The organism is Arthrobacter sp. AB6, from assembly GCF_031844545.1.
In the GTDB taxonomy this organism is placed as follows: Bacteria; Actinomycetota; Actinomycetes; order Actinomycetales; family Micrococcaceae; genus Arthrobacter.
Genome location: NZ_JAUZVL010000002.1, coordinates 132,170 through 153,686, shown reverse-complemented (window position 1 = coordinate 153,686; position 21,517 = coordinate 132,170). Strand labels below are relative to the sequence as shown.

The following is a 21,517-nucleotide window of genomic DNA, read 5'->3' as shown; positions in this document are numbered from 1 at the left end:
TTTAGCGGGCGCCCAGGAGGTGTTCGATGGCGAGCTGGTTGAGGCGGACGAATGCGAAGGAGCGTTCGCCGGCCTTGTCGGCGTCGAAGTCCTCGAAGGCGGTGGTGTCTGCGAGCAGGTCCGCGGTGGTTTCGCCGGCGGCGAGGGTGGACTCGCCGAGTTCGAAGACGCCTGAGGTGCGGAGGGCTTCCTGGACCTCGGGGTCTGCGCGGAACGCGAGGGCGCGTTCCTTGAGGAGCAGGTAGGTGGCCATGTTGGCTTTGGCCGAGTCCCAGACGCCGTCGTAGCCGTCGGTGCGGGAGGGCTTGTAGTCGAAGTGGCGGGGTCCCTCGTAGCGGGGGCCGCCGCCGGGGAAGCCGTTTTCGAGCAGGTCAACGGTGAAGAACGCGCTGGTGAGGTCGCCGTGGCCGAAGACGAGGTCCTGGTCGTACTTGATGCCGCGCTGGCCGTTGAGGTCGATGTGGAAGAGCTTGCCGGCCCACAGGGCCTGGGCGATGCCGTGGGTGAAGTTGAGGCCGGCCATCTGCTCGTGCCCGGTTTCGGGGTTGAGGCCCACGATGTCGCCGTGCTCGAGCTGGGCGATGAACGCCAGGCCGTGCCCGACGGTGGGCAGGAAGATGTCGCCGCGGGGTTCGTTGGGCTTGGGCTCCAGGGCGATGCGCAGGTTGTAGCCCTTGTCCTTGATGTAGGCCGCGGCGGTGTCCACGCCTTCCTTCATCCGGTCCAGGGCGGCCGAGAGGTCCTTCGAGCCGTCGTATTCGCTGCCCTCGCGCCCGCCCCACATGACGAACGTTTCGGCGCCGAAATCGGCGGCGGAATCGATGTTGCGCAGCACCTTGGACAGGGCGAAGCGGCGGATCGAGCGGTCGTTGGAGGTGAAGCCGCCGTCCTTGAACACCGGGTGGCTGAACAGGTTGGTGGTCACCATCGGGACCTTCAGGCCGGTCTCGGCCAGGGCTGCCTTGAAGTTCTTCAGGATCAGGTCCCGCTCTGAGGCGCTGGCGTCGAAGGGCACCAGGTCGTTGTCGTGGAACGTGATGCCGTAGGCGCCAAGCTCACTGAGCCGGTGGACCGCCTCCACCGGGTCCAAGGCGGCCCGGGTGGCGACACCGAACGGGTCGGCGCCCGTCCAGCCCACGGTCCAAAGACCGAAGGTGAACTTGTCAGCGGGGGAGGGGGAGATAGCCATGTTGCGTCCTTGCACTCGGGTGTCGCCGGTTACGGCATGATTAGTTTATCGCTTGAACTATATAAGAGTGTTTACGCTAAGGTCAATAGCCAAAGGGTCCGTGAGGGACGGGTCCGCTTCCACTCCGAGGAGAACGGCCATGGCCAGTACCGCAGCTGCCACTGCACCCGACGCAGCCAGCCCGGGAAACATGGCCCATGTGCGGCGGAATAACCTCGCCCTGGTCCTTGCCCGGGTGGCGCAGGCGCCGGCTGGCATACATCTGACCCGGGCACAGGTTGCCGCAGCCACCGGGCTGACCAAAGCCTCTGTTTCGAGCATCGTCCTGGACCTTTTGGGAGCCGGACTGCTGCGGGAGGTCGGCCTGAGCCGGCAGGGGGAGCGGGGCCGGCCGGGGGTCGGGCTGGAACTGAATCCGGCCCGGGGTGTCATGGGCATGGAAATCAACGTCGACTACATTGCTGCCGGAGTGACAGACCTTTCCGGAAGCCTGGTGGTGCAGGAAATCCGGGAACGGGACAACCGCGACAGCGCCAGCGCTCCCGTGCTGTCCGCACTCGCCGCGCTCGCCGCCGACGTGCGGAAGGCGGCCGCGGCGTCGGGTGTTGAGGTCCTGGGCGGAGGACTCGCCGTACCGGGCCTCGTTGACGCCGGCAGTTCAACAGTGACCGCCGCCCCGAACCTGGGCTGGCTGGACACAAAGCTGGACATGGAGCGGCTGCTTCCCGACGTGCCGTTGGGTGTCTCCCTCTTCAACGAGGCCAATGCTGCCGCGCTCGCGGAACTGGCCCACGGCCCCCACGGAAGGCGGAACTTCCTGTTCGTCTCCGGCGAGGTGGGCGTCGGCGGAGGCCTGGTGATCAATTCGGAGCTTTTCACCGGGCCGCAAGGCAATGCCGGGGAGGTGGGCCACATCGTGGTCCAGCCGGAGGGGGTCCTCTGTTCCTGCGGCGGAACGGGGTGCCTGGAGACGATAGCCGGGCAGGACGCAATATTTTCTGCTGCCGGCATCACCGCGAAGGGGTGGTCACGGTCTGAAAGCATGTCCCGCCTGCTGGGCGCGCTCGGCGCCGGGGACCCTGCTGCCCTGCTCGCCGTCCAACAGGCGGGGAGGGCGTTGGGCGTGGCGGTGGCGTCGACGTCCCGCGTGGTGGACATCAGGGCCGTGGTGCTTGGTGGACACTTCGCCGTGCTTGACCAGTGGCTCCGCGCGCCTCTCCTGGAAAGCCTTGCCAAGTACGCGCCGGGGGCGGTTGCTCCCGGTCGGGTCACCACCTCCGAGGTAGGGGATGCGGGGGCCTTGCTGGGCGCTGCCGGCAGCGTGGTCCGTTCCCTGGTGGACGCGCCGCACCGGCTGCATTCCTGAAACCGTGCCGGCGCCCGGGGGCCCCGTCAGCTGTCGCTGCTGCTAAAAAGCAAAACGCCCCGGTCCGTGAACCGGGGCGTTTGCCCATGGGTGCCCCAGGAGGGAATCGAACCCCCGACCGGCGGATTAGAAGGCCGCTGCTCTATCCCCTGAGCTACTGAGGCATTTGATTCCGGACCTGAAGTCCGGCGCCTCAAAAAGTTTACATTGCCCGAAGTCCCGGCGTAGTCACTGAACGGAGGCCCTTACCAATCCTCCACAGGCAGTGTGCTGCCGCGGGTTATGCACATAGGGCAACCCCGGCCTCCCCGGGGGCCGGCGCCGGCGCCATGCTGGTCTTGCCTGCTAGGGCACCACCATTGACGACAGGACGTGAAGATGAGCGACACAATCACCATTCGGGGCTTCGTTGCCACCGAGATCAAAAGCGCCACAACCCCAGGGGGAGTTGCCACAGCCTCTTTCCGTATCGGTTCCACCTCGCGCCGGTTCAACAAGGAATCCGGCACCTGGACAGACGGCCACACGAACTGGTTCCTGGTCCAGGGCTATCGCCACCTCGCGGGAAGCATGGGCTGCAGCATCAGGAAAGGCCAGCCGGTCATCGTGGTTGGCAAGCTGAAAATCCGCAGTTGGGAAAGGGACGGCAGGGTCTACTACTCACACACCATTGACGCCGACGCCGTGGGTCACGACCTGACGTGGGGTACGGCCAACTTCATCCGGTCCTCCACAAAACCGCTTCTCTCGCTCGTGGAGGAAGTGCCTCCCCTCGACGCCGGGCAGCGGGGCGGTACGGAGGGAACGTTCGACGAGCCGGAGGACGGCGATGACGATCTCGACGGTGGCGATCCTGCCGCGGCGTTCATTGAGGACAGCAACGGCGACCTCGTGTCACTGGATCTGGAGACGGGGGAACTCGCCGAATCCGGAGTCTAGTATTTCCCTATCAGCGTCCCCCTCAACGGTTCCCACGGTTCCTTGGCGGGCAGTGGCGCGGCACCCCCCGGGCCGTGCACTGCCCGCCCAGGTTGCGGAGCCGGACCAGGCCGCGTGGCAGAATGACACCATGCGGCATACCCCTGACCACCGGCAGAGCCCCACAGCCGGTGCCTCACCGGACAGCCCCCCAGCCAGCATTCCCGGAGCGGGGGCTCCCGGAGTTGCCCCGCCCAGCGCCGCGCGCCGGTTGTGGGCGGCCGTAGCTGCCACAGCGCTGGCGGCAGGTTTATCGGGCTGCGTCAGCGGAACATTGTCGGCTGCACCATCCACTGCAGCCTCCGCCGGCCCCGCAGCAACAGAAGCGCGGTCTGCAGCACCAGAGACGAATGCCGCCGGACCGCTGGCGGATACATCCGGGACGGCATCGGCCGCGGCAGCGGCGGCTGCCACTGAAAGAACCAAAAAGACCGTGACGGAGGCGCTGGGCAGGTTGGCTGCGGGATCGCCAAAACCCGCTACCGCACAGGTCTCGGAAGCCCTCACGGGCGCGGGAATCGCACCCGCGGCATTGGAGGTTTCACAGAGCCGCACCCCCACCGGCCTTGAAGCGGATGCCATCGAGGCGGCAGTGCTCCAGGGCGGTGACTGCGTGATCGGCCAGGTCCGCGACGGCGCCGTGACAGTGACGGTGTTGCCCGTGCTGGCCAGCGGAAAGTGCTTTGTAGGCTCGTAAGCCCGGTGCGCGGAATGTGAGATATGCCTGCCCACCCACTAGATTTGGAACCATGGCGGAATTTATCTACACAATGACCAAGGCCCGCAAAGCCGTTGGCGAAAAACTCATTCTTGATGACGTAAGCATGTCCTTCTTCCCCGGCGCCAAGATCGGTGTTGTGGGCCCGAACGGTGCCGGTAAGTCCACCATCCTCAAGATCATGGCCGGACTGGATACTCCCTCCAACGGTGAGGCCCGGTTAAGCCCCGGCTACACCGTGGGCATCCTGCTCCAGGAGCCCCCGCTCAACGAGGAAAAGACCGTCCTGGGCAACGTCCAGGAAGGTGTGGGCGAGATCTACGGAAAAATCCAGCGGTTCAACGAGATTTCCGAAGAAATGGCCAGCCCCGATGCTGACTACGACACCCTCCTCGAGGAAATGGGCCACCTGCAGGAAGCCATCGATGCCGCGGACGCCTGGGACCTGGACTCCCAGCTGGAGCAGGCCATGGACGCCCTCCGCTGCCCGCCCGCGGACGCCGACGTCACCAACCTCTCCGGTGGTGAGCGCCGCCGCGTAGCCCTGTGCAAACTCCTGCTGCAGAAGCCGGACCTGCTGCTCCTGGACGAGCCCACCAACCACCTGGACGCCGAAAGCGTGCTGTGGCTCGAACAGCACCTGTCCAGCTATGCGGGCGCCGTCCTCGCCGTAACCCACGACCGGTACTTCCTGGACCACGTCGCGGAATGGATCGCCGAAGTGGACCGCGGCCACCTGTACCCCTATGAGGGCAACTACTCCACTTACCTGGAGAAGAAGCGCGCCCGCCTGGAGATCCAGGGCAAGAAGGACGCCAAGCAGGCCAAGCGCCTCAGCGAGGAACTCGAGTGGGTCCGCTCCAACGCCAAGGGCCGCCAGACCAAGTCCAAGGCCCGCCTGGCCCGCTACGAGGAGATGGCCGCAGAGGCGGACCGCACCCGCAAGCTGGACTTCGAAGAGATCCAGATCCCGCCGGGACCCCGCCTGGGCGGCCTGGTGCTGGAAGCGAAGGACCTCCAGAAGGGCTTCGAGGACCGCACCCTCATCGACGGCCTGTCCTTCAGCCTTCCCCGCAACGGCATCGTCGGCGTCATCGGCCCCAACGGCGTCGGCAAGACCACGCTGTTCAAGACCATCGTGGGGCTGGAACCGCTCGACGGCGGTGACCTGAAAATCGGCGACTCCGTCAAGATCTCCTACGCGGACCAGAGCCGCGGCGGCATCGACCCCAACAAGACCCTGTGGGAAGTTGTCTCTGACGGCCTGGACTTCATCCAGGTGGGCCACGTCGAAATGCCGTCCCGCGCCTACGTGGCTGCCTTCGGCTTCAAGGGCCCGGACCAGCAGAAGAAGGCCGGTGTGCTTTCCGGCGGTGAGCGCAACCGGCTGAACCTGGCGCTGACCCTCAAGCAGGGCGGCAACCTGCTGCTCCTCGATGAGCCCACCAACGACCTCGACGTCGAAACCCTCAGCAGCCTGGAAAACGCACTGCTTGAGTTCCCGGGCTGCGCCGTGGTGGTCTCCCACGACCGCTGGTTCCTGGACCGGGTGGCCACGCATATCCTGGCCTACGAAGGCGACGAGGAAAACCCCTCCAAGTGGTACTGGTTCGAGGGCAACTTCGAATCTTACGAGGAGAACAAGGTGGAGCGCCTCGGCCCGGATGCCGCCAAGCCGCACCGCGTCACGCACCGCCGCCTCACCCGCGACTAAACGCGTAACGCCCCAGGGCAAACCACACCAGAGGCCGGCACCCATCAAGGGTGCCGGCCTCCTTGGTGTCCGGGCGGGGAGCGGTGCTAGTCCCGTCCGGCCCTGCGGATCTGGTGCTCCATCAGCTTCGACTGGAAAGCGCCCACCACTTTGTTCTTCAGGTCGGTGGGGACGCGGACCATTCCCTCCTGCGCGACGGAGGCAACGTGCTGCCCGGCCTGGTTAAAGATCTTGCCGGTCGCGAGTCCACGGGCCCCCTGGGCGCTGGGTGACTCCTGGACATACAGGAGCCATTCGTCCACGCGGGCAGGCCGGTGCCACCACATGGCATGGTCCAGGCTTGCCACGTTCATTCCCGGCGTGATCCAGCTCAGCCCGTGGCGCCGCAGGATGGACTCAAGGAGGGTGTAGTCGCTGGCGTACGCCAGGGCTGCCCGGTGCAGGTTGGGGTTGTCCGGCATCGGCCCGAAGGTCTTCATCCACACCGCATTCCGTGCTTCCCTCTTGCCCTTCGCCGACACATACAAGGGGGGATCGACGTGCCGGATGTCGAACGGGCGCTCGTAGGCCCAGTGCCGCGCTACCGGATGGTCGAACTTGCCGAGCAGGTCTGCCGTGCTGGGCAGCGACTCCGGGTCCGGGATGCCGCCGGGCATCGTGGACTCGTGCTCCACTCCTTCGTCCTCGCCCTGGAAGGACGCGATCATCGACAGGATGGGCACACCCTCCTGGTAGGCATGGACCCGCCGGGCGGAGAAGGACCGGCCGTCCCGCAGGCGCTGGACGCCGAAGGTGATGGGCTTGTTCGCGTCGCCCGGGCGCAGGAAGTAGCCGTGCATGGAATGGACAAAACGTTCGGGGTCCACAGTCCTGATGGACGCGATGAGCGACTGTGCCAGCACCTGGCCGCCGAAAACCCTGTGGTGGGGCTGCTGCTGGGACGGGCCCAGGAAGATGTCTTCGTCCGTCCGTGCACCCTCCAGCTCACCAAGGTCAAGGAGGGAGATGAGCGATGAGGTGGGGTCCCCGCTGGGGAGCGCCAGGATTTCGGCGTCGGCTTCAGTCATGGTTTGACTCTAGACGGCCCCCGGGCACTGCTCAACAAAGGACCACCGGGTAGTGTTCTTGGTGTGTCTGATCTCCTCACCTCGTCCTTCCGCTTCGCCGATCCCCAGGATCTCGCCGACCTGAAGACCTTCGCCACGCGCGCAAAGTCCATTGACGACGGCGCCATCAGGCTCCAGGCTGCGGGTTCCGTTCTCGCCGCGTACGTCTGCGTGCTGCGGCCGAGGCTCCTGGGTGAATCGACTCCCACCATTTTGGGGCTGCGGACCATGGCCCTCGCGGAACCTTCGGCGACGGACGTGACAGTGTCTTTGTCCGCCGTCCTGGACCGCCTCGCGCGGGCAGGGGCGGACGACGTCGAGCTGCCGGTTCCGCCGTCCACCGTCACCGAGTCGTGGACGGGGGTGGGTGCCCCCCGGAGCGGGTGGGAGCTGATGGGTTCACGGAGCGATGCAGCGCTGCGGAAAGCCGCCGAAGCAGGTATTGCGGAAGTGGCGGGAATCGTGCCTGACAAGCCGGGGGCGCTGATCGTCAACAACGCCCGTGCCGCCGTGTGGGGCAGGGAACTGGACGGATCGGGCCTGCCGGCCGGAGCCGCTTTCGCGGCCCTGGCCCTGGGATTCCTGGCCGACGGCGACCAGAAGCTCTACCGGGCAGGGCGCTGGTTCCGGCTTACAGGCACGCGCGGCCACGTGCTCGCGCGGACCGGAAGCGCACTGCTCTAACGGCGGCTAGGGCAACATCAGCCGGGGCTGTTCACCATGGACAGCGCAGCCCGCTCCATGTAGTCCCACAACGTTCCCTCGTAGAGCGGCGGCAGTTCCAGGGAGTCCACAGCCCTCCGCATGTGGAAGAGCCAGCGGTCCTTGGCCTCCGGCGTCACCTTGAAGGGCATGTGCCGCATGCGGAGCCGGGGGTGGCCGCGCTCCTCGCCATAGGTGGTGGGCCCGCCCCAGTACTGTTCCAGGAACATCAGGAAACGGCGCTTCGCAGGCGCCAGGTCCTCTTCGGGATACATGGGGCGGAGGAGCGGATCGGTTGCCACTCCGTCGTAGAAGACGTCGATCAGCTTCACGAACGTTTCATGCCCGCCCACGGCATCGTAGAAGTTGTCGGTGTAGCCGGGCTTGCTGAACGGATCATTCTGCATCAGCTGCGGCCGTTGGGGTTCGATGGGGATTGTCATTCCTAGTCTCCGGCCTTCTGGTCAGTCTTCTTGGGTTCGGCCTGATCCGTGCCCTGGTCCGTGGTGCCGTCCTCCGACTCGTGCAGCGGCACGTAGTTGCCTTGCGAACGGTTGCCGACGCGCAGGATCTCGCCGTTGCGCAGGTACCAGATAGCGCCGTCGTCCGAACGTACGCGGGTGATGCGCAAACCCATTGACTCCACCACGCCAACAACCTCGCTGGTCTCGATCACGTCGCCGATTCCGTACTGGTCTTCAATGGTAATGAAGATCCCGGCCAGGAAGTCGCGGATCAGCTGCTGGGCACCGAAGCCGATGGCCACACCCAGGATGCCGACGCTCGTCAGCAGGGGTGCGATGTTAATGTCCAGGTTCTGCAGGACGTACATGCCGGTGATGATCACCACGAGCACGCCGACCACGCTGTTCAACAGCGAGCCGATGGTTTCCGCACGCTGGACGCGCCGTTCATGGTCCAGGGCCCTAAAGGCAGGGGCAGCCCATTTGAAGGTTGGCTTCTTGAAGAAGTTGCTGCCTGCCGCCACGCGCCTGGTGATCCGGGAAATCACGAACGTGGCTACCAGCCAGATGGCGACGCCAACGCCGAGGCTGATCACGATGCCCGTGACGCTGATGCCGTCCGGCTGGCTGGCGGAGTTTGGAAGGATCGACAACGTGCTGACCATAAGGGGGAAGTGCTCCTGCTGTTCTTCGGCTGCGCCGGGAAGGGATGCCGCAGCGCCGGTTACGCCCGGCGCGGAAGGCTCTGTTCTTCTTCAACACTATCGCCGTAGCGTCTGAACATGCGCATTCTTGTCCTCGGCGGAACGGCCTTCCTGTCCGCAGAAATTGCCCGCCAGGCGGTGGCGGCGGGACACGACGTCACCTGCCTTGCCCGTGGTTCCGCGGCGGCCCCGCCAGCGGGAACCACGTGGCTGAGGGAGGACCGTTCACTGGGCGCGAACGCCTACGCGGGCGCCAAGGGGGAGTGGGACGAGGTGGTTGAGGTGGCCCGGGACCCCGTCCCCGCCACCGAAGCCCTCGACGCCCTCGCGCACCGGGCAGCGCACTGGACGTTCGTTTCCAGTTGCTCCGTCTACGCCGACGCCTCGCTTGCGAACGAAACTGAGGACGCCGCGCTCCTGCAGCCCCTGGCGCCGGGAATTCCCTCCACTCCGGAGAATTACGGCGAATCGAAGGCGGCCATCGAGGCCGCCACCCTCGAAGCGGCAGGCGGGAAAGCCCACTTGTGCCGTGCCGGCCTGATCGGCGGCCCGGGGGACAGCTCGGACCGCTACGGCTACTGGCCCGCCCGCTTCGCCAGGGACAAGAATCCGGTGGTGGTTCCCGCGGCCGGTCATCATCCAACCCAGGTCATCGACGTCCGCGACCTTGCTGCCTGGGTCCTCAAGGCGGCCGGGAAGGGTGTCGCCGGAGCGTTGAACGCCCTGGGCGGGCAGGTAACCTTCGGGACGTATCTTGCCGCCGCCAGGGAAACCGCCGGCCACGACGGCGAGGTCCTTCCGGCGGAAGAAGAGTGGCTTGCGAACCAGGGCGTCAACTACTGGGCAGGCCCGGACTCCCTGCCGCTCTGGCTCCCGCCCGGGCATGAGGGCTTTATGGCGCGGAGCAACCGGGCAGCGGTCGCTGCCGGGCTTCAGCTGCGGCCTTGGCAGGAGACCCTGCAGGACACCCTGGCGGACGAACGCCGGCTCGGGCTGGACAGGCCGCGGAAGGCGGGACTGTCCCCCGGAACCGAGGCGCGCCTCGCCAAGAAGCTCTGAGTCCCGCTGCCCCAACTAGGGAGCGCTAAGTGTCGTTTTGGAGCTCCAAAACGACACTTAGCGCTACTTACTTGGGCATCAGGGCGCTAGCGTCACCGGTTCATGCTCCACCGGGAAGTTCACGCTGCGGGCGATGAAGCACACCTGGTTCGCCTCATGGTGGAGCCGGCCGGCCAGCTCCACCTGCGCAGCGTCAGCCACGGTCACCTGCGGCCGGAGCGTCACTCGCTCGAACTGGCCGCTGCCGTCCCGGTTCAGCCTCATCAGCCCGAAAGCCTCGTCCCGGTAAGCCGTGACCACCACGCCATGCTTCACGGCCACGTGCAGGAAAGAGAGCATATGGCACTGGGCAAGGGCCGCCAGGAGCAGCTGCTCCGGGTTGTACCGTTCCCGGTCTCCGTGGAAGGCGGGGTCCGCGGAGCCCTTGAGGACAGGGAGCCCCGGAATAAGGATGTCGTGGTCGCGCGAGTAGCCGCGATAGGACGCCGTCCCGCTGCCCGAGTTGCCCGTCCACTGGACCGTCAGCCCGTAGCGGTGCTCGTGCAGGCTCATGACGCAGGCACCGTTTCGCCGGGAAGGACATCCGCAGCGCGAGCACGCAGCGCCCGGGCGACGCCATCGCGGTTTTCCAGCATCATTCGCCGCAGAGCGGCGCTTGCGGGCGGAAGCGCCGCCAGGAAGCCGTCGGTCCGGTCCACGGTTGCCTGGGTGGTCAGCAGCGCAGGATAGAGTCCGACGACGATCTGCTGGGCCAGTGCGTGGGTGCGGGTTTCGACGATTCCCGGCACTGCCTCGAAGTACTTTTCGGCGTAGGGCTCCAGCAGGGACCGGTCCAGCACGCGCATGAAGCCGGTGACCGCTGAGCCCTGCAGTGCATTGGAGAGCTCGCCCTTGACCACAATGGATTCCCAGGCGGCTGCCTTCGCCTCCGGCGTGGGGATGGCGGCCTTTGCAAGGGCAGCGGCATTCTGGCCGCTGGAGGTGTTGTCCCGCGCAAGTTCCGCGTCGATTCCGTCCTGGCCGAGGCGTCCGCCCACCACAAGTGACGTGACCAGCTCCCAGCGCAGGTCCTGGTCAACAGTCAGCCCGTCCAGGACCAGGGCGCCGTCCAGGAGTCCCGCCACCTTGTCCAGCTGGGCGTCGCTGCCCGCCAGCAGCGCAAACGACTTCACGAACTGCAGCTGCGCGTCCGACCCGCCCGGCACCTGGGACGCCAGTTCCCACAGCCGGTCCGCCGCAGCCACCGCCGTCCGCTCGCGGTGTTCCTCGGCCACGTAGAAGTTCAGGGTGGTGGCAAGCTGGCGGAGCTGGACCAGGATCACCGAGGAATCGGATTCGGCGGCCACGTTGGCCAGGACCAGCTCCACGTACCGCCGTGCCGGGGTTTCGCCGTCGCGGGCAGCGTCCCACGCGGAGTTCCACACGAGCGTCCGTGGCAGGCTGTGGCTGAAGTCCTTCAGGTGGGCGGTCGCCGTCGCGAGCGACTTTTCGTCCAGCCGCACCTTGGCGTAGGCGAGGTCGTCGTCATTGACCAGGACCAGGTCCGGCCGGGCCAGCCCCACCAGCGACGGAACCTCCGTGCGTCCGCCGTCGACATCCAGTTCCTCGCGGTGCACCCGCTCAAGCTTGCCGGCGCCGTTGAGGTTGTAGAACCCCACGGCCAGCCGGTGCGGGCGGATGGTGGGCCACTCGTCCACGGCGGACTGGACGATGGCGAAGGACGTGAGCCTGCCCTCGCCGTCCACCTCAAGCTCCGGCTTCAGGGTATTGACGCCGGCGGTCTCCAACCACTGACGTCCCCAACCGTCCAGGTCGCGGCCGCTGGCTTTCTCCAGCTCCAGCAGCAGGTCGCCCAGTTCGGTGTTCTGCCATGAATGCTTGGCGAAGTACTCGCGCACACCGGCCATGAACTGGTCCGGGCCCACCCACGCCACCAGCTGGCGGAGCACCGACGCGCCCTTGGCGTAGGTGATGCCGTCGAAGTTGACCTCCACGTCCTGCAGGTCATTGATCTCGGCGAAGATGGGGTGCGTGGTGGGCAGCTGGTCCTGGCGGTAGGCCCAGGACTTCTCAACGGACGCGAACGTGGTCCAGGCGCTGGTGAACTCCGTCGCCTCGACGGCTGCGAGGTGGGACATGTACTCGGCGAAGGACTCGTTGAGCCACAGGTCGTTCCACCAGCGCATGGTTACCAGGTCGCCGAACCACATATGTGCAAGTTCGTGGAGGACGGTGATGGCCCGGCGCTCCACCTGCGCGTCGGTGACCTTGCTCCGGAAGACGTAGCCCTCCAGGATGGTCACCGCGCCGGCGTTTTCCATGGCGCCGGCGTTGAACTCGGGCACAAAGAGCTGGTCGTACTTCTCGAACGGGTAGGGGCAGCCGAACTGCGACTCGAAGAATTCAAAGCCCTGCCGGGTGAGTTCGAAGATGTTGTCAGCGTCCAGGTACTGCATCAGCGACTTCCGGGCGAAGACGCCGAGCGGGATGACGCGGCCGTCCGAGCTGGCCACCTCGCTGCGCACCGACTGGTAGGGGCCTGCGATCAGGGCCGTGACGTAGGAGGAGAGCCGGGGAGTGGGGGAGAAGGCCCACACAGAGCGGGCAGCGCCGTCGTCCCCTGCCGCGGCTTCCACGGGCGCCGGCGTGGGCGAGTTCGAGATGACGTCCCAGTGGGAGGGGGCGGTGACGGTGAACGTGAAGGTTGCCTTCAGGTCCGGCTGCTCGAAGACGGCAAACATCCTCCGCGCATCAGGGACCTCGAACTGCGTGTAGAGGTAGACCTCGTTGTCCACCGGGTCCACGAAGCGGTGGAGTCCCTCGCCGGTGTTCATGTATGGCGCGTCGGCCACCACCGTAAGTTCGTTGTGTTCCCCGAGCTCCGGGAGCTGGATCCTGACGCCGTCCGCCACCGTGGCCGGATCAAGGCTCCTGCCGTTCAGGGTGACGCTGTGCACCGCGCGAGTGACTGCGTCGATGAACGTTGAGGACCCCGGCGTGGCGCTGAACTTCACCGTGGTGGTGCTGCCAAAGACCTCTCCGCCCCGGGTCAGGTCCAGGCTGACGTCATACGAGTCAACGGCGATCAGGGCGGCACGTTCGCTGGCTTCAGCTCGCGTCAGATTCATACCTGGCAAAGTGGGGCCTCCAGAAAGGTTGCGCCGCCTGCTGGCGTGCCCAGCGGCGGCATTGATCATTCTTGCATCCCCCGGCCGTGGCCAGTAGCCCGGCACGCAGGTGCCGCTGCGGGAGGCGGGAAGCCGCCGGCGGGCGGTGGGAGTAGCGTTAATTCATGGGAAAGTTCATGGAGTCGGTGGACACGAAAGCCCTTCGGTTTGTGGTGGGGTTCCCGGTGCTGGTAGCGGCGGCCTTCGTGGTGTGCGCCTTCCTGCTCCGGCCGGACCTTCCGGAGCCGCTCGCCATCCGATGGACGGACGACGGCGGGGCCTCCTTCGCGCCCTTCGGCGCCTACGTCACGGCAGGAGCCTTGATGATCCTGGCCGGCGGCTGGCTGGTCCTCTTCCAGGCCGTGCCCATCAACAGGCCCGTGCTGATGCGCCGGATCATGATGGGCGCCGGGCTGTTCTTCACGCTCCTCGTCACCAGCGCCCTCGCTGCCGGGATTGTGGGACAGGCAGGGCTTGCGGACGCCCGTGAATCCCATGTGGACATGACCGTCCTGGCACTCGGAAGCGGGGCGGCCCTGTCGCTCGGCGTGATCGTGGCCTTTGCCTTCAAAGCTGACCAGCAGTGGTCACCGGATGACGACCGGGCCCTCCAGCTGGCCATCGCGAGGGAGGCGGACCCCGACCTGACGCGGGACGACATCCGGCTCTGGGTCCATGCCCGCAGTTCGGTGTTCGTCATGATCGCCATCGCATCGCTGTTTCCGGCTGCCCTCATCGCCGTTGCAGTGCCTTGGCTCGGTGCGCTCCTCGTGCTCCTCGCCGTGGTGGGCGCGGCGTTCCTGTTCGCGCGCATCAAAGCCGACCGCCGCGGCCTCAAAGTCCTGCTGGCCGGCATCGTGCCGGTCATGAACGTCCCGGCCGGAGCCATTTCAGTGGCCATCGCCGCCGAGGTGAAGGCCGCAGACTATGGCGGGTGGGGCTACCGGCACCACGGCGGTACTGCCGCCATGCTCGTCAGCAGCGGTCCCGCCGTCGTCGTCAGCAAAACCGACGGCCAGCGCCTCGCGGTGAGCGGGGGCAGTCCTGCCTCGGCGGCGAGGCTGGCCGAGGTACTGACGCGGGTTGCTGAAAGGGCCCGGCCCGGCGGCGGGGCCGCGCCGACGCCCGGCCAGCCGGAGTCCTAGTATTCTTGACCCTGTTGTCCTGACCCTGGCCTGCGCCGTCCCGGCCGGCTGCCGGCGCCCTCAACCGAACGGATTCTGCTCGTGACATCATCCCCTGCCTTCCCCCGGGTCCACATCGCCACCGACCATGCGGGCATGGAACTGAGCGCCCACCTGGTGTCCCACCTGACAGCCAAGGGCTACGAGGTGGTGGACCACGGTCCCAAGACCTACGACGCCCAGGACGATTACCCTTCTTTCTGCATCAATGCCGCCCTTGCCGTGGTTGCCGACCAGCAGGCAGGCATCCACGCCCTGGGCATCGTGCTGGGCGGCTCAGGCAACGGGGAGCAGATCGCCGCCAACAAGGTCAAGGGCGTCAGGGCCGCCCTTGCCTGGAACCACTCGACCGCCACACTCGCCCGCGAGCACAATGACGCCAATGTTGTTGCTGTCGGCGGCCGCCAGCACACGGTGGAGGAAGCGACCCGGCTGGTCGAGGCCTTCCTGACCGAGCCCTTCAGCAATGACGAGCGCCACGTCCGCCGCATCGGCAAGATCGCCGCCTACGAAGCAACCGGCGAGGTCATCGAGTAGTGCCCGAAGGGCATTCCGTCCGCCGCCTGGCGCGGCAGTTCGGGGACGTATTCGGCGGCCAGCGGCTCACTGTGTCCAGCCCACAGGGCCGGTTCAGCGGAGGCGCCGCGCTCCTGGACGGGCACACCCTGCTCGCGGCCGAGGCGCACGGCAAGCACCTGTTCCTGCACTTTGACAACACCCTGGTGCTGCATGTGCACCTGGGCCTGTACGGCGCCTGGAGTTTCGGCGGCGACAGCACGTTCGCCGGCTCCTCCAGCATCGGTGCCCCGCGCCGGGTGGGGGAGCGGGAGACGTTCCCGGACGCGAACGACGGCGACGGCGGCGGTAACAACGGGGACAGCGCCTATGCCGGTCCGCCGGACCCCGTGGGCGCCGTGCGGGTCAGGCTGGCCAGCAGCAACGGATGGGCTGACCTAAGGGGTGCCACCACCTGCGAGGCAATTACCGCGGCCGAGGCTGACGCCGTCCTCGCCCGGCTGGGGCCGGACCCGCTGCGGAACCTGCGGGGCGACGCCGGACGGTTTGCGGCCAATGTACAGGGCCGGAAAACCCCGGTGGCTGCGCTCCTGATGGACCAAAAGATCATCGCCGGGGTTGGCAACGTCTACCGCGCCGAGGTCCTTTTCCGCCGGCGTATCGATCCCTGGCTGCCGGGAACCGCACTGCCCGACGCCGAGGCACGCAGGCTGTGGCGCGACGTCGTGACGGTCATGAACGACGGCGTTGCCGACGGCCGCATCATCACCACGACGCCCAGGTACTGGTCCGGCAGCGGTAAACCAGCCGCGGCCGCTGTGAAAAGCGGGACTTTCCCCGCACGCGACAACGCCCATTACGTCTACAAGCGGGACGGGATGCCGTGCCGGGTCTGCGGCACCACGGTGCTGCTTGCCGAGATGGCGGGCCGCAAACTCTACTGGTGCCCGTACTGCCAGCAGTCCTAGGACAACGGGCACAGAACAACAAAGGCCCCTCTGACGAGGGGCCTTTGTTTATGGAGGGGACGACGGGAATCGAACCCGCGTAATCAGTTTGGAAGACTGAGGCTTTACCATTAAGCTACGTCCCCGGAAGAACTGCATCTGCAATATTAGCAGGCCTGCAACTCCGGGCTGGCTGTTCAAGCCGGATACAACTAAACCTAATCCATGGGCTACGTGTCAAATGTGCAAACAGGGCGCGGATCACCGTAGACTTGCCTGTGCACTAACGGGGTGTAGCTCAGCTTGGCTAGAGCGCCTGCTTTGGGAGCAGGAAGTCGCAGGTTCAAATCCTGTCACCCCGACTCTGCGGCCCGGACCACTCGGCCTGGACAAAACATTGCGTTTGCAGAAACCCATCCCACAATCCCAGGAGTACTTAGACCGTGAAGAGCGCTGTCGAGAACCTCACCCCTACGCGGGTCAAGCTCAATGTTGAGGTCCCCTTTGAGGAACTGAAGCCCAGCATCGACTCGGCCTACAAGACCGTTGCTTCGCAGATCCAGGTCCCGGGCTTCCGTAAGGGCAAAGTCCCCGCCAAGCTCATCGACCAGCGCGTCGGCCGCGGCTACGTCCTGGAGACCGCCATCAACGAAGGCCTCAACGGCTGGTACCAGGCCGCTGTGCAGGAATCCGGCATCCGCCCCCTGAGCCGCCCCGAGGTTGAGATCACCGAGGTCCCGGACCCCACCGCAACGGACGGCGGACTGAAGTTCGCTGCCGAGGTGGACGTCCGCCCCGAAATCGAACTCCCGGACTACGCCGGAATCAAGGTTGAGGTTGCGGCGGCCACCTCCTCCGACGAGGACGTGGACAAGGCCCTCGACGAACTGCGCGGCCGCTTCGGCACGCTCAAGTCCGTGGACCGCCCCGCCGCGGACGGCGATTTCCTCACCATCGACATCACTGCCAGCATCGACGGCGAAGAGGTTGATTCCGCTTCCGGCCTGTCCTACCAGGTGGGTGCCGGCACCATGCTCGACGGGCTCGACGAAGCCGTCACCGGGCTCAGCGCTGATGAGGACGCCATCTTCGACACCACCCTGGTGGGCGGCGACCACGCCGGCGAAGCCGCCCAGGTCAAGGTCGTCGTCAAAGCCGTCAAGGAGCGCGAACTCCCCGAGGCAAACGACGACTTCGCCCAGCTCGCTTCCGAGTTCGACACCCTCGCCGAACTGCGCGAAGACCTGGCCAAGCAGGCCGCGGACTCCAAGGTTGTGGAGCAGGGCGTCGAGGCCCGCGACAAGGTCCTGGACAAGCTCGTTGAGCTCGTTGAGGTCCCCGTTCCGGACTCCGTCGTTGAAGAGCAGCTCGAAGCCCACTTCAAGGAGGGCAGCGGACACGGTGAAGGCGAGCACGACACCGAGGAGCACCGCGAAGAGGTCCGCGCCAACACGGCCCGCGCCTTCCAGAACGAAATCATCCTCGACGCCATTGCCGAGAAGGAAGAAGTCAATGTCAGCCAGAACGAGCTGATCGACTACATCGTCACCACCGCCAGCCAGTACGGCATGGACCCGAACCAGTTCGCCCAGATCATCGACCAGAGCGGCCAGGTTCCCATGATGGTTTCCGAGGTCCGCCGCCGCAAGGCCCTGGCCGTCGTGCTGGGCCAGGCTGAGGTCACCGACACCGAGGGCAAGGCCGTGGACCTGAGCGACTTCGTCCGTCCCGGCGGCGAAGAGGAAGCTCCCGCAGCCGAAGCTGCCGAGGCGGAGGCTGAGGCCGTAGAGGCAGCCGCTGAGGAAGACAAGGCAGAGGCCAAGGCCTAGGCCTGAGAGCCACTGTGTGAACGGCCCCCGGATCATTGGATCCGGGGGCCGTTTGCCTTGGATCCTGATGCTCCGAACAGGCCCCGCCGATCGTGCGCCGTCAGCGAACAGCCGCGGATGCGCGAACAAAACAGCCCTGAAACCGGTTAGTGTCCAAGTAGTGATTTTCAGTGATGTCACCGTCACCAGCGAGAGGTAAGTACACATGTCACAGCACCCTGAGTCCCCCCGGATGGCGACTGTCGATCCCGCAGCCCAGGACAACTACATCTACAACCGGCTCCTGAAAGAGCGGATCATCTGGCTGGGCTCAGAGGTGCGTGACGACAACGCCAATGCCATCTGCTCGCAGCTGCTGCTCCTGTCCGCCGAGAACCCGGACAAGGACATCTACCTCTACATCAACTCCCCGGGCGGCTCGGTGACGGCAGGCATGGCCATCTACGACACCATGCAGTTCATCCCCAACGACGTCGTCACGGTAGCCACCGGCCTGGCCGCCTCGATGGGACAGTTCCTGTTGTCCTCCGGCACCAAGGGCAAGCGGTACGCCACTCCGAACGCCCGCGTCCTGATGCACCAGCCGTCGGGCGGCATCGGCGGCACGGCTTCGGACATCAAGATCCAGGCCGAGCTCATCCTGCACATGAAGAAGGTCATGGCCGAGCTGACTGCCGAGCAGACCGGGCAGACCGTTGAAACCATCCTCAAGGACAACGACCGTGACAAGTGGTTCACAGCCACCGAGGCCCTGGAATACGGCTTCTTCGACAAGATTGCGGCCCACGCCGGTTCCGTTTCCGGCGGTGGCGGAACCGCAAATGGTTCGTCCGGCGAACCGGCATCCGAGAAGTAACCCGGCATTTAGAACACTAGATCAGGAGCACCAAAAATGACCTACAACTTCGGATCGACTGCCGGTAACCTCCCGACCAGCCGCTACGTCCTGCCCCAGTTCGAAGAGCGCACGCCGTACGGCTTCAAGCGCCAGGACCCCTACACCAAGCTCTTCGAGGACCGCATCATCTTCCTCGGCGTCCAGGTGGATGACGCCTCTGCCGATGACGTCATGGCACAGCTGCTGGTCCTTGAATCCACCGACCCGGACCGCGACATCACCCTGTACATCAACTCGCCCGGCGGTTCGTTCACGGCCATGACGGCGATCTATGACACCATGCAGTACATCCGTCCGGAGATCCAGACGGTGTGCCTGGGCCAGGCTGCAAGCGCCGCGGCGGTCCTGCTGGCGGCGGGTACTCCCGGCAAGCGCCTTGCCCTGCCCAACGCCCGGGTCCTGATCCACCAGCCGGCACTGTCCGGCGGCCAGGGCGGACAGGCTTCAGACCTGGAGATCCAGGCAGCCGAAGTCATGCGCATGCGCTCCTGGCTCGAGGACACCCTGGCCCACCATTCGGGACGGACCTCGGAGCAGGTCAACAACGACATCGAGCGCGACAAGATCCTGACCGCCGAAGAAGCACAGGCGTACGGCCTGATCGACCAGGTCCTGGACTCACGCAAGATCAAACCGCAGGCAATCACAAGGTAGCGGGAAAGCAAAGCGCCGGTGGCGCCAATCATTTGGCACCACCGGCCTTTTCCTTCCACCCTCGGACGCGAATGTGACCTAGAGTGGATGTTGTCACAACCGGTCCACGCAGGCTGGTGGAGATTCCAGCAACGGTGCAAGGCTGCCAGGCAGCAAGATACTAAGGGGTTCACATATGGCTCGGATTGGCGAGAGCACGGATCTGCTGAAGTGCTCTTTCTGCGGAAAGAGCCAGAAGCAGGTGCGCAAGCTCATAGCCGGGCCCGGTGTCTACATCTGCGATGAGTGCATTGAGCTTTGCAACGAGATTATCGAAGAGGAACTGGCGGAAGTCGCCGATCTGGGCAGCTTCGAACTGCCCAAACCCCGTGAGATCTTCGATTTCCTGCAGGAATACGTCATCGGCCAGGAGCCGGCGAAGCGTTCCCTCGCCGTCGCTGTCTACAACCATTACAAGCGGATCCAGGCCGGCCATGCGCCCAAGTCGGGGAGCCTCGCTGACGGCGGCCACCACGACGACGTCGAGATCGCCAAGTCCAACATCCTCCTGATCGGCCCCACGGGCTGTGGCAAGACCTACCTCGCCCAGACCCTCGCCCGCCGCCTGAACGTGCCCTTTGCGGTAGCCGATGCCACGGCCCTGACCGAGGCCGGCTACGTTGGCGAAGACGTGGAGAACATCCTCCTCAAGCTCATCCAGGCCGCCGACTACGACGTCAAGAAGGCTGAGCAGGGCATCATCTACATTGATGAGATCGACAAAATTTCCCGCAAGAGCGAGAACCCCTCCATCACCCGCGACGTTTCCGGCGAAGGCGTCCAGCAGGCGCTCCTGAAAATCCTGGAAGGCACGGTGGCGTCCGTCCCGCCGCAGGGCGGCCGGAAGCACCCGCACCAGGAATTCATCCAGATCGACACCACCAATGTCCTCTTCATCGTGGCAGGTGCTTTTGCCGGCCTGGAGGACATCATTGGCTCAAGGTCCGGCCGGAAGGGCATCGGTTTTGGCGCGCCGCTCAATGATGCCAGCAAGAAGGTGGATTCCTACGGTGAAGTGATGCCCGAGGACCTGCTGAAATTCGGCCTGATCCCCGAGTTCATCGGCCGCCTCCCGGTGATCACCACCGTCTCCAACCTGGACCGCGACGCCCTGATCCAGATCCTGTCCACCCCTAAGAACGCCCTGGTGAAGCAGTACCAGAAAATGTTCCAGATCGACGGCGTGGAGCTGGTTTTCGATGAAACCGCCCTCAACGCGATCGCCGAGCAGGCCCTGGAACGCGGCACCGGTGCCCGCGGACTGCGGGCCATCATGGAGGAAGTGCTGCTTCCCGTGATGTTCGACCTCCCCAGCCGCGAAGACGTTGCCAGCGTGGTCATCACCGAGGACGTTGTGCTGAAGGGCGTCGAGCCAACCATCATTCCCCACGTCGCCAAGCGCCGTAAGTCTGCCTGACTCCCGGCCGGGCCTGGTTACCAGCAGTACCCCGTAAACGCCGTGGCTGCCCCGCGCCACCGCAACCAGCGAAGGAATTCCCCATGACTGAGCCTGCTAAGAACAAGGCCGACTTCTGGTTCGATCCGCTGTGCCCGTTCGCGTGGATCACCTCGCGTTGGATCGGTGAAGTGGAGGCCGTCCGCGACATTGCGACAGAGTGGCACGTCATGAGCCTGGCCGTCCTCAACGAAGGCCGCGACCTTGAACCTTCCTACCGCGAATCCATGGATAACGCCTGGGGCATAGTCCGCGTCATCATCGCTGCCCAGGAGGAACACGGCAAGGACACGGTCAAGGCACTCTACGACGCCATGGGCACGTTGATCCATGAACAGGGCGAAAAGGACCGCGACACTGTGATCCGCAAAGCGCTTGCGGAGTGCGGCCTTCCCGCAACACTGGCCGGCGCCGCGACCACGGACGCCTACGACCGCCAGCTCCGGGCCAGCCACGGGGAAGGCATCTCGCTGGTGGGCCAGGACGTTGGAACGCCCGTGGTGGCCTTCAACGGGACGGCTTTTTTCGGTCCCGTGCTCACCCGGATCCCGCGGGGCGAGGAAGCCGGCAAGCTGTGGGACGCCACCACTGTGATTGCTTCCTACCCGCACTTCTTCGAACTGAAGCGGAGCAGGACCGAACGCCCCGAATTCAACTAGGCACGGCCCTTCCGGAAACCCCGGAGGGAGCGGCAAGAGCCCCCGCAGAACTACTCGGTTGTAGTTCTGCGGGGGCTCTTGCGCATAGCGGTGGCCGGGACAACAATAGTTCTTACCCACTTCGAAAGAAGCGGGACGCAGAAACCAAAGATTCAGTGATATGCATTC

20 protein-coding genes and 3 tRNA genes are annotated in these 21,517 nt (G+C 65.6%); 15 read left to right on the top strand and 8 right to left on the bottom strand.

The annotated features are described in order from the left end of the window. Position 1: 1 nt before the first annotated feature. Positions 2 to 1,189 carry a xylose isomerase gene (gene xylA / locus Q9R30_RS02115; protein ID WP_311216627.1) on the bottom strand — a complete coding sequence of 396 codons (1,188 nt, stop codon included), beginning with the start codon at positions 1,187 to 1,189 and terminating at the stop codon, positions 2 to 4. A gap of 139 nt (positions 1,190 to 1,328) precedes the next feature. Here xylA and Q9R30_RS02110 point away from each other — a divergent pair, with 139 nt between their 5' ends. Further along, entirely contained in the window at positions 1,329 to 2,555 is a 1,227-nt protein-coding gene (locus Q9R30_RS02110; protein ID WP_311216626.1) for an ROK family protein, read from the top strand. Positions 2,556 to 2,646: 91 nt separating this feature from the next. Here Q9R30_RS02110 and Q9R30_RS02105 read toward each other — a convergent pair. Continuing rightward, positions 2,647 to 2,719: transfer RNA gene (locus Q9R30_RS02105), tRNA-Arg, on the bottom strand. Positions 2,720 to 2,933: 214 nt separating this feature from the next. Between Q9R30_RS02105 and Q9R30_RS02100 the strand changes: the two genes are divergently transcribed. From Q9R30_RS02100 to ettA, 3 genes are all read left to right on the top strand, one after another. Beyond that, a complete protein-coding gene (locus Q9R30_RS02100; protein ID WP_104998237.1) occupies positions 2,934 to 3,494 on the top strand; it encodes a single-stranded DNA-binding protein in 561 nt (186 codons plus the stop codon). Positions 3,495 to 3,624: 130 nt separating this feature from the next. Then, positions 3,625 to 4,230, top strand: coding sequence for a DUF6993 domain-containing protein (locus Q9R30_RS02095; protein WP_311216625.1), 606 nt, complete (start codon positions 3,625 to 3,627; stop codon positions 4,228 to 4,230). Positions 4,231 to 4,282: 52 nt separating this feature from the next. After that, positions 4,283 to 5,965: an energy-dependent translational throttle protein EttA gene (gene ettA / locus Q9R30_RS02090; RefSeq protein WP_104998236.1), complete on the top strand. Its 1,683-nt coding sequence runs from the start codon at positions 4,283 to 4,285 to the stop codon at positions 5,963 to 5,965. Between the two features lie 86 nt (positions 5,966 to 6,051). On the opposite strand, the gene Q9R30_RS02085 is transcribed toward ettA, so the two are convergent. Continuing rightward, positions 6,052 to 7,032 (bottom strand): acyl-CoA thioesterase II, encoded by a 981-nt coding sequence (locus Q9R30_RS02085; protein ID WP_104998235.1) that lies wholly within the window; start codon positions 7,030 to 7,032, stop codon positions 6,052 to 6,054. A 63-nt stretch (positions 7,033 to 7,095) separates the two neighbouring features. Between Q9R30_RS02085 and Q9R30_RS02080 the strand changes: the two genes are divergently transcribed. After that, on the top strand, positions 7,096 to 7,755 hold the full coding sequence (locus Q9R30_RS02080) for a hypothetical protein (protein ID WP_104998234.1): 660 nt from the start codon (positions 7,096 to 7,098) through the stop codon (positions 7,753 to 7,755). A gap of 17 nt (positions 7,756 to 7,772) precedes the next feature. Here Q9R30_RS02080 and Q9R30_RS02075 read toward each other — a convergent pair whose 3' ends face one another. Beyond that, a complete protein-coding gene (locus tag Q9R30_RS02075) occupies positions 7,773 to 8,216 on the bottom strand; it encodes a globin (protein ID WP_104998233.1) in 444 nt (147 codons plus the stop codon). 2 nt (positions 8,217 to 8,218) lie between these two features. After that, positions 8,219 to 8,902 (bottom strand): mechanosensitive ion channel family protein, encoded by a 684-nt coding sequence (locus Q9R30_RS02070; RefSeq protein WP_104998232.1) that lies wholly within the window; start codon positions 8,900 to 8,902, stop codon positions 8,219 to 8,221. Between the two features lie 117 nt (positions 8,903 to 9,019). Between Q9R30_RS02070 and Q9R30_RS02065 the strand changes: the two genes are divergently transcribed. Continuing rightward, positions 9,020 to 10,000 (top strand): NAD-dependent epimerase/dehydratase family protein, encoded by a 981-nt coding sequence (locus Q9R30_RS02065; protein WP_311216624.1) that lies wholly within the window; start codon positions 9,020 to 9,022, stop codon positions 9,998 to 10,000. Between the two features lie 78 nt (positions 10,001 to 10,078). On the opposite strand, the gene Q9R30_RS02060 is transcribed toward Q9R30_RS02065, so the two are convergent. Together Q9R30_RS02060 and pepN are read right to left on the bottom strand one after the other, a co-directional pair. Beyond that, a complete protein-coding gene (locus Q9R30_RS02060; protein ID WP_311216623.1) occupies positions 10,079 to 10,552 on the bottom strand; it encodes an OsmC family protein in 474 nt (157 codons plus the stop codon). Then, positions 10,549 to 13,128, bottom strand: coding sequence for an aminopeptidase N (pepN, locus tag Q9R30_RS02055; protein ID WP_311216622.1), 2,580 nt, complete (start codon positions 13,126 to 13,128; stop codon positions 10,549 to 10,551). The genes Q9R30_RS02060 and pepN overlap by 4 nt, the downstream gene beginning before the upstream one ends. Positions 13,129 to 13,292: 164 nt before the next feature. Here pepN and Q9R30_RS02050 point away from each other — a divergent pair, with 164 nt between their 5' ends. The 3 genes from Q9R30_RS02050 to Q9R30_RS02040 all read left to right on the top strand — a co-directional run bounded on the left by Q9R30_RS02050 (position 13,293) and on the right by Q9R30_RS02040 (position 15,835). Beyond that, entirely contained in the window at positions 13,293 to 14,312 is a 1,020-nt protein-coding gene (locus Q9R30_RS02050; protein WP_311216621.1) for a hypothetical protein, read from the top strand. Positions 14,313 to 14,393: 81 nt separating this feature from the next. Next, on the top strand, positions 14,394 to 14,888 hold the full coding sequence (locus Q9R30_RS02045; RefSeq protein WP_104998227.1) for a ribose-5-phosphate isomerase: 495 nt from the start codon (positions 14,394 to 14,396) through the stop codon (positions 14,886 to 14,888). Continuing rightward, positions 14,888 to 15,835: an Fpg/Nei family DNA glycosylase gene (locus Q9R30_RS02040; protein ID WP_104998226.1), complete on the top strand. Its 948-nt coding sequence runs from the start codon at positions 14,888 to 14,890 to the stop codon at positions 15,833 to 15,835. Before Q9R30_RS02045 ends, Q9R30_RS02040 begins: the two co-directional genes overlap by 1 nt. 51 nt (positions 15,836 to 15,886) lie before the next feature. Here Q9R30_RS02040 and Q9R30_RS02035 read toward each other — a convergent pair. Then, a tRNA-Gly gene (locus Q9R30_RS02035) sits at positions 15,887 to 15,960 on the bottom strand. Positions 15,961 to 16,101: 141 nt separating this feature from the next. Between Q9R30_RS02035 and Q9R30_RS02030 the strand changes: the two genes are divergently transcribed. The 6 genes from Q9R30_RS02030 to Q9R30_RS02005 all read left to right on the top strand — a co-directional run bounded on the left by Q9R30_RS02030 (position 16,102) and on the right by Q9R30_RS02005 (position 21,349). Next, a tRNA-Pro gene (locus Q9R30_RS02030) sits at positions 16,102 to 16,176 on the top strand. Positions 16,177 to 16,257: 81 nt separating this feature from the next. Next, positions 16,258 to 17,643 (top strand): trigger factor, encoded by a 1,386-nt coding sequence (gene tig, locus Q9R30_RS02025; protein ID WP_104998225.1) that lies wholly within the window; start codon positions 16,258 to 16,260, stop codon positions 17,641 to 17,643. A 232-nt stretch (positions 17,644 to 17,875) separates the two neighbouring features. Further along, a complete protein-coding gene (locus Q9R30_RS02020) occupies positions 17,876 to 18,499 on the top strand; it encodes an ATP-dependent Clp protease proteolytic subunit (protein WP_104998224.1) in 624 nt (207 codons plus the stop codon). Positions 18,500 to 18,535: 36 nt separating this feature from the next. After that, positions 18,536 to 19,195, top strand: a complete 660-nt coding sequence (locus tag Q9R30_RS02015) for an ATP-dependent Clp protease proteolytic subunit (RefSeq protein ID WP_104998223.1) — start codon at positions 18,536 to 18,538, stop codon at positions 19,193 to 19,195. A gap of 175 nt (positions 19,196 to 19,370) precedes the next feature. Next, on the top strand, positions 19,371 to 20,651 hold the full coding sequence (clpX, locus tag Q9R30_RS02010) for an ATP-dependent Clp protease ATP-binding subunit ClpX (protein ID WP_104998222.1): 1,281 nt from the start codon (positions 19,371 to 19,373) through the stop codon (positions 20,649 to 20,651). Positions 20,652 to 20,734: 83 nt separating this feature from the next. After that, the gene (locus Q9R30_RS02005) at positions 20,735 to 21,349 is read left to right on the top strand and encodes a DsbA family protein (protein WP_311216620.1); all 615 of its coding nucleotides are present in this window, start codon (positions 20,735 to 20,737) and stop codon (positions 21,347 to 21,349) included. Positions 21,350 to 21,517: the final 168 nt, after the last annotated feature.

Bases quoted from the DNA above. Each gene is read 5' to 3' on its own strand.
- Q9R30_RS02085 (WP_104998235.1), bottom strand. From the start codon at position 7,032: ATGACTGAAGCCGACGCCGAAATCCTGGCGCTCCCCAGCGGGGACCCC.
- Q9R30_RS02065 (WP_311216624.1), top strand. From the start codon at position 9,020: ATGCGCATTCTTGTCCTCGGCGGAACGGCCTTCCTGTCCGCAGAAATT.
- clpX (WP_104998222.1), top strand. From the start codon at position 19,371: ATGGCTCGGATTGGCGAGAGCACGGATCTGCTGAAGTGCTCTTTCTGC.
- Q9R30_RS02100 (WP_104998237.1), top strand. From the start codon at position 2,934: ATGAGCGACACAATCACCATTCGGGGCTTCGTTGCCACCGAGATCAAA.
- Q9R30_RS02005 (WP_311216620.1), top strand. From the start codon at position 20,735: ATGACTGAGCCTGCTAAGAACAAGGCCGACTTCTGGTTCGATCCGCTG.
- Q9R30_RS02060 (WP_311216623.1), bottom strand. From the start codon at position 10,552: ATGAGCCTGCACGAGCACCGCTACGGGCTGACGGTCCAGTGGACGGGC.
- Q9R30_RS02070 (WP_104998232.1), bottom strand. From the start codon at position 8,902: ATGGTCAGCACGTTGTCGATCCTTCCAAACTCCGCCAGCCAGCCGGAC.
- ettA (WP_104998236.1), top strand. From the start codon at position 4,283: ATGGCGGAATTTATCTACACAATGACCAAGGCCCGCAAAGCCGTTGGC.
- Q9R30_RS02110 (WP_311216626.1), top strand. From the start codon at position 1,329: ATGGCCAGTACCGCAGCTGCCACTGCACCCGACGCAGCCAGCCCGGGA.
- Q9R30_RS02095 (WP_311216625.1), top strand. From the start codon at position 3,625: ATGCGGCATACCCCTGACCACCGGCAGAGCCCCACAGCCGGTGCCTCA.
- xylA (WP_311216627.1), bottom strand. From the start codon at position 1,189: ATGGCTATCTCCCCCTCCCCCGCTGACAAGTTCACCTTCGGTCTTTGG.
- Q9R30_RS02050 (WP_311216621.1), top strand. From the start codon at position 13,293: ATGGGAAAGTTCATGGAGTCGGTGGACACGAAAGCCCTTCGGTTTGTG.
- Q9R30_RS02020 (WP_104998224.1), top strand. From the start codon at position 17,876: ATGGCGACTGTCGATCCCGCAGCCCAGGACAACTACATCTACAACCGG.
- Q9R30_RS02015 (WP_104998223.1), top strand. From the start codon at position 18,536: ATGACCTACAACTTCGGATCGACTGCCGGTAACCTCCCGACCAGCCGC.
- pepN (WP_311216622.1), bottom strand. From the start codon at position 13,128: ATGAATCTGACGCGAGCTGAAGCCAGCGAACGTGCCGCCCTGATCGCC.
- Q9R30_RS02075 (WP_104998233.1), bottom strand. From the start codon at position 8,216: ATGACAATCCCCATCGAACCCCAACGGCCGCAGCTGATGCAGAATGAT.